The sequence below is a fragment of the Thalassolituus sp. UBA2009 genome, assembly GCF_002335285.1.
GTDB lineage: Bacteria > Pseudomonadota > Gammaproteobacteria > Pseudomonadales > Oceanobacteraceae > Venatoribacter > Venatoribacter alkanivorans.
Genome location: NZ_DDCJ01000036.1, coordinates 4,575 through 10,124 on the forward strand (window position 1 = coordinate 4,575; position 5,550 = coordinate 10,124).

The window sequence follows — 5,550 nt, forward strand, 5'->3', positions numbered from 1 at the left end:
CGATCGCCGGTTTAAGCAATCCGCACAGCCGCATTCCAAAAAACTGACTTTGAGATATGAATTTCAGTTCATAGCCGAGTCTGAAAAGCAGTAGCGCTGAAATACGAAAGTCGGGAGCAGTCTTGTAAATAATTTCCCATCATTTGATGCGCTTTTTATGCGTATTTTCCACTGCCTGCAAATTCTTTAATATGTTCAAGTTTTTGTATTTGGCTGTCAAACTTACCTAAAAACTTCAATCCTTCGATTAATGCGGTTGCAGCTAGAGCGACAGATTGATTTTCGAGAATCTTTATTTCATCGGAGTTTGGCGTATGGCCAATCGATACTCGCTCGCCAACAGTGTGAAAATTAATTAGCATTTCTAAATTTCCATGAGAGCTACGACATAAATGAGCGTAAAACCCGTTATAAGTTTCAATTTCACCTGCAAGCTCAAACTTCTTAAAAATTGATATCAAATCTTTAGCTTTTACTTTTTCACCCTTTATTTTAGCTTTGTGAAAGTCAAACGATTTATTCATTTCATCAAGATAATCAATATCGTTAATCACACACATTAGATCAATATATGATTCCAAGGAACTTCGTAGAACTATTGGTGCCGATGCAACACGATTGCTCTTTAATAATAGGAGGCAATCTTGGCATAATTCAGAAACTCTAGTCATCAACAGTGCGACATACTTTTGTTGCAGATTTTTATGACAGATCTTAGAAAAAGCATCAAGTCGAATTTTGTTGATTTCTTCCCAATCTTGATTATTCAAAGAATCATCCTGTACGCATAAAGATTAAGCTAACGGGCATAAAAAATCGTAGCTTTGACTGTCCAGAGATCGAAGTGAGCGACAGTTGAACGCATTGTTAGCTTCTGACACCCTCTAGCAGGGTGCTGGATTTTTGGCACTCCGCAATGATTTGGCCGAGAACTCTCGCGTGCAGCTCATCATGCTGCTGCAAATACGGGATTAGCTCGAACATATAAATTTCAGTTTTGCTCTCTAGTTTTATTGCGCGCCTCAATTGAGCCGTTTCTGATGCAAGCCTTTCTGCTTGACTGCTTAACGCCTCGATTTTCTTCAGCGAGCTCCATAGCTCAATGCTTTTGTTTGGCTTGAAATTTGACACCAAAAGCAGTAAATCTGCCGAAGTTGGTGGGAAGTCTGTTTGTGGATCTAATGTTAATTTTTCTTCACATAGTCTGGCTAATTCATTGGCGACAATTCCGAGATTTTGATCCGCTATCCTGGCTGTTTCAGCGACTGCTGCCCGGACTATTGAAACAACCTGTTTGTTTTTTTGCTTCTGTTCCACTGCGCCAGTAACGCGATACCAGATAGCGCTTCCCGCTACGCCAATAAAAATACCAATGACTTCTTTCTGGCCCCAAAACTCAATGAATGATGTGAGCGCAGCCAAAATTGTATTCCCTAGATTTTCCAATTCTTAAGTCCTTTGGTTTGGCTGCAAATTACAGAGAGGAAGCTAACAGTGTATTAGTGTGCATGCGCATTTATCCTGAGCGGCAGTTTCGGGAAAGCCTGTATAACTCACTGACTCTTCTAAGAAATCTTTCATAACTTGAAAATCCCTTCCAGAAAAACGCGCACGCCTGTTAATTCCGGCTTTCTTTGCAGCTAACTTTACACCTGGCTTGTAGACCCCTCTTGTAACCCTGAGGGCAAGCTATTGATTTATTTGACGGTTAAATTACTACCCTCTGACAAAACGAGCAAGCACGAATGTAAAAGCGTGCCAGTTTCAAAAGAATTCAAAATATACTGTATATATATCAGTATTTCTTTACATTCAGAGTTACGCGATCGCCCACAAGAAAGCCGCCACTCATTGCTGAGCAGCGGCTTTCTTTACAGGCCATTTGGTGGGCAGTGCCCACCCTACCCGCTGATTAAAAAACCGTTAAGCCGTGAACGCTTTTCAGTAACCCGCCAGCGGCTCCAACCCCGCCACAGAACGGTTATAGCGATACACCCAGGCGCGTCTTGTCAGCGTCCGCTGACCATTCTCCGCCATAACCTGCACCGGGCAGCGCACGCGCTGATACTCATGCGGTTGCGGAAACGCCGGGCTGCATTCTTCATAGGCATCCAGCAATGGCAACAGGCTCTGTGGCTGCCGCAAGGCGTACAGGTCGCCATTGATCCAGTCACCGCGCGGATCACAGATCAGCCCCGGATAATGAGCCACACGATACAGCCGGCCACGGATCTGTGCCGGCCCGCACCAGCGCGCCTGTTGCTGCAGGGCGCGGCGCAATTGCCGTAATGCCTTTTTATCGGCCGTAGCAGGCCACTTCGATTCATCCGCCAGCCAGTGCTGTTGCAGAGTACCGTAGACAAACAACCAGTCGTTCATGGCTGACTCTCAGAATTTTGCCTGCAGTGTAAAACGCCAAACCTAAAAAGAAAAATCGCGTAAAAGAAAGCAGCGAAAATGAACAACGAAGTGAAGCAGAGGGAATATTGATGCCAGACGGTGTGCGGCTGCACACCGTCCGGATTAAGCACAGGAAAGGCAATTATGCATTCCTGTTTTTATATGCTGCTATTTATGGGCGGCTATTTATGCACGCTCTTCATAAGCAATTATTCATGCGCAATCAGGGCATTCTCGGTGCCCAGAATTTCTGCCTTGAAGGTTTCGCTGAACGGCTTGGCGCCAATCCAGATTCCCAGAAACGCATCAAATAAACGCTTGCTGGCAATCACACCGCGCACTTCATTTTTAACAATAATGCGGGTGCCAACACCGGGAACGTATTCGACGTGGGTTTCGTCACCACTTTTCATGCTGACATCGAACATCTCAATGACTTCGTCAATCGGCGCACCTAATGCCTCGGCTTCTTCGTTGCTGAGGTTCAATGCATCGTACAGCGCCTTGGCAACACGACGCCCGCTGGCACGCGGCAGCAGCGTGTGGAATACCATGCGTTTGTAGCCCTCATCATTAATCACGGCCTGTTCAGAACGCCCCGGATTCTGCATATAGAGCAAACCCACATACATATCGACCACGTAATAATATTTACGCACCGAGGCGCCATTCAGTGTCATCTGTGGAAACTCGCCGGTCGCTTCCAGCACATCGGGGAATTCAGTATCGGCAATGGTCCGTGCCTGAGTCTGTACTGACAGCATTAATATCAGCACCGAAAAACAGGCCGCAGCAGCAATGCGGGGTTGGAAATTACAAAGGCGGGAAAAAGCGGCTGAGAATATTTTCATACGACACTCCTTATCATTATTAGCGCCCGATTATGTCCTGTAAGGAAAACCCACAGATAACAACAGGCAACACTGGCAACATCCTTTACCAGCATTTCAGCCCTGCACTCTAACCACTCCGGAGAACGACCGCAAGACCGCACTTGTAAGCCTTTAGCCTGACGGGTATTGGGAGGTTTCCCTTAAATTCTCCTTCTTATTCCTGATAAAAACCGCATTAACTACCAGAAATACGGATTAGCGTGAGCCAAACAGACCCCCACTGTCATCCATTCTCTGCATTACCCATGCTACAACAGCGGGCAATTGCCTTAACCGGAGAATGAAATGACACTGCGACTGCAATATGGCCATAAGAAACTGCGCACCTTTTTACTGTTATCCACTGTTTCTGCACTGCTGGCGGCCTGTCAGAGCAAGCCGATGACAACCACCAATGTGCAGCAAAATCAGCCATTCAACAAAGTACCACTGGCTGATACGCAGCAACCCGTTGCTTTTATTGCCTTTGGTGACAGCGGTTACCATTATGATTATCCAAAACAGGCGAGCTTAAATAACCCGAAAACCCGCCAGCAATTCCTGCTCAGTGAACGCGCTGCCTGGGAAAAGAAGGGTCTGCCACCCGCGGATTTTGTTGCACCGCCAATACATCGTCTCAGTGGCACAGATTATGTCGTCGAACGCACCGGACTGAATGCCGTGGCTGGCGCCATGACACAGTATTGTCAGAGCAATCGCTGTGATTTCTCACTGATGCTCGGCGACAATATTTATCCGGCCGGTGGCGATGGCAGTGAGCGTGATGAGCAGCGTTTCCTCGATATTCTCGATCTGCCTTTCCGCCAACTGGTCAGCAGCCATGATGATTTCCGTATTTACGGCGTATTGGGCAATCATGACTGGCAAACCTCCCGCGCCGGTCGTGATGCACAGATTGCCTGGGCCAGCCGTGACGACAATAAAATGATCTTACCACAGCCCGGTTTTTATTCTTTTAATCGCGGTGACGCCGAGTTCTTTGTTATTGATACCAATTTATTGCTGGCCGGAACAACGGTTTTAAAAGACAAGCTCAACCCTGACGGCAGCGAAAAAAAGCATAACAGTCTGGAACACTATGATGACTGGCAGAAACCAAAGGGACAGGAAAAGCAGCAGTTAGACTGGCTGGAAAATGCCCTGAAGCAGTCTTCAGCACGCTGGAAAATTGTTGCCGGACATCATCCCCTCTGGTCATCCGGGGGCAGTAAATTTGAAGAGGCCCGCGCCCTGCGCCCGTTATTAATGCCTATGCTGTGCGAGTTTGCCGATATTTATCTGGCCGGGCATGAGCATGATCTGGAAGCTCATCAGGATGACTGCCAGCAATATAACAGTGCAAACGGAAAGGAATTAAAACCACTGCCAATCATTGTTTCAGGTGCTGCGGCAAAACAGCGGCCAATTCATACGCCGTTTCAGGCATATCAGAAAAAAACCTATGCTGAATATCAGGAGCTGTGGTTGCAGGGCATGGTCTGGGGATTTGCGCATATCACGCTTGGTGATGATATTCAGGTAAGGATGATTACCATCCCCAATGATGAAAGTGGTGCCACTACAGAACAGGTTATGCTGACCTTTCCACAACGCAGCCAGCAATATTAACGGTATTCAATCGGCCGGACTGCGTCTTAAAAACGCAGCTCGGCACCGATTAACGCGCTGGTTTTATCATCGTAATTATGAATAAACAGATTGAGTGTGTCATAGCCAACATGCAGCTGGCTGGCAAAACCTTCGCTGCCACCGCCAACGGCAGCGCCAACGCGGTAACGGCTGAGCGACTGTACGGCAATGCTGCGGTATTCTCCGGATAACGTATCCAGTTTATCGGCCACTGAAATCAGATTCGTGTTCAGCGCCTGGCATTGTTTAACCTGATCCTGATACTGAGTACTCAGCTGGCTATAACGGTCGCCCAGCTGCGTCTGATCCGCCACCAGTATGCGGTATTTTTCCAGCTGCTGCGCCAGGTCAGCATTCTGCTGCTGCAGTGCAGCAATATCGGCACTGGCTTTACGGCTGTCGTCCTGATTTTTCTGCAACAACTCAGTGTAATTAACACAGCCGGTAATGCTCTGAGTTTGCTGTACCTTGTCGGCAGGCAGCAGATAAACAACCTGACCATTAATGGTCTGCTGACTGAGATTTGCCGGTGTGATCAGCATTTCACAGGTAGTCTCTTCTGCCTGTACACTTTGCCCGGCAAAAACAGCGAGAACGCTGCTCAGTAAAGCCATCCTTGTTAAAACCA

The 5,550-nt window shown here is 47.3% G+C and carries 6 protein-coding genes; 1 reads left to right on the forward strand and 5 read right to left on the reverse strand.

All coding sequences use genetic code 11. The features are described 5' to 3' along the window. Window positions 1–155: 155 nt before the first annotated feature. From B3P58_RS03975 to B3P58_RS03990, 4 genes are all read right to left on the reverse strand, one after another. Window positions 156–770: a DUF5677 domain-containing protein gene (locus B3P58_RS03975; protein WP_286716171.1), complete on the reverse strand. Its 615-nt coding sequence runs from the start codon at window positions 768–770 to the stop codon at window positions 156–158. A 97-nt stretch (window positions 771–867) separates the two neighbouring features. Then, entirely contained in the window at window positions 868–1,446 is a 579-nt protein-coding gene (locus B3P58_RS03980) for a hypothetical protein (RefSeq protein ID WP_286716172.1), read from the reverse strand. A gap of 495 nt (window positions 1,447–1,941) precedes the next feature. Further along, on the reverse strand, window positions 1,942–2,379 hold the full coding sequence (locus B3P58_RS03985) for a gamma-glutamylcyclotransferase family protein (RefSeq protein WP_286716173.1): 438 nt from the start codon (window positions 2,377–2,379) through the stop codon (window positions 1,942–1,944). Between the two features lie 230 nt (window positions 2,380–2,609). Then, the gene (locus tag B3P58_RS03990; protein ID WP_286716174.1) at window positions 2,610–3,251 is read right to left on the reverse strand and encodes a chalcone isomerase family protein; all 642 of its coding nucleotides are present in this window, start codon (window positions 3,249–3,251) and stop codon (window positions 2,610–2,612) included. 327 nt (window positions 3,252–3,578) lie between these two features. Between B3P58_RS03990 and B3P58_RS03995 the strand changes: the two genes are divergently transcribed. Further along, entirely contained in the window at window positions 3,579–4,901 is a 1,323-nt protein-coding gene (locus tag B3P58_RS03995; protein WP_286716176.1) for a metallophosphoesterase, read from the forward strand. A gap of 26 nt (window positions 4,902–4,927) precedes the next feature. Here B3P58_RS03995 and B3P58_RS04000 read toward each other — a convergent pair. Beyond that, on the reverse strand, window positions 4,928–5,550 hold a 623-nt coding region (locus tag B3P58_RS04000; RefSeq protein WP_286716177.1), incomplete at its 5' end, for a hypothetical protein.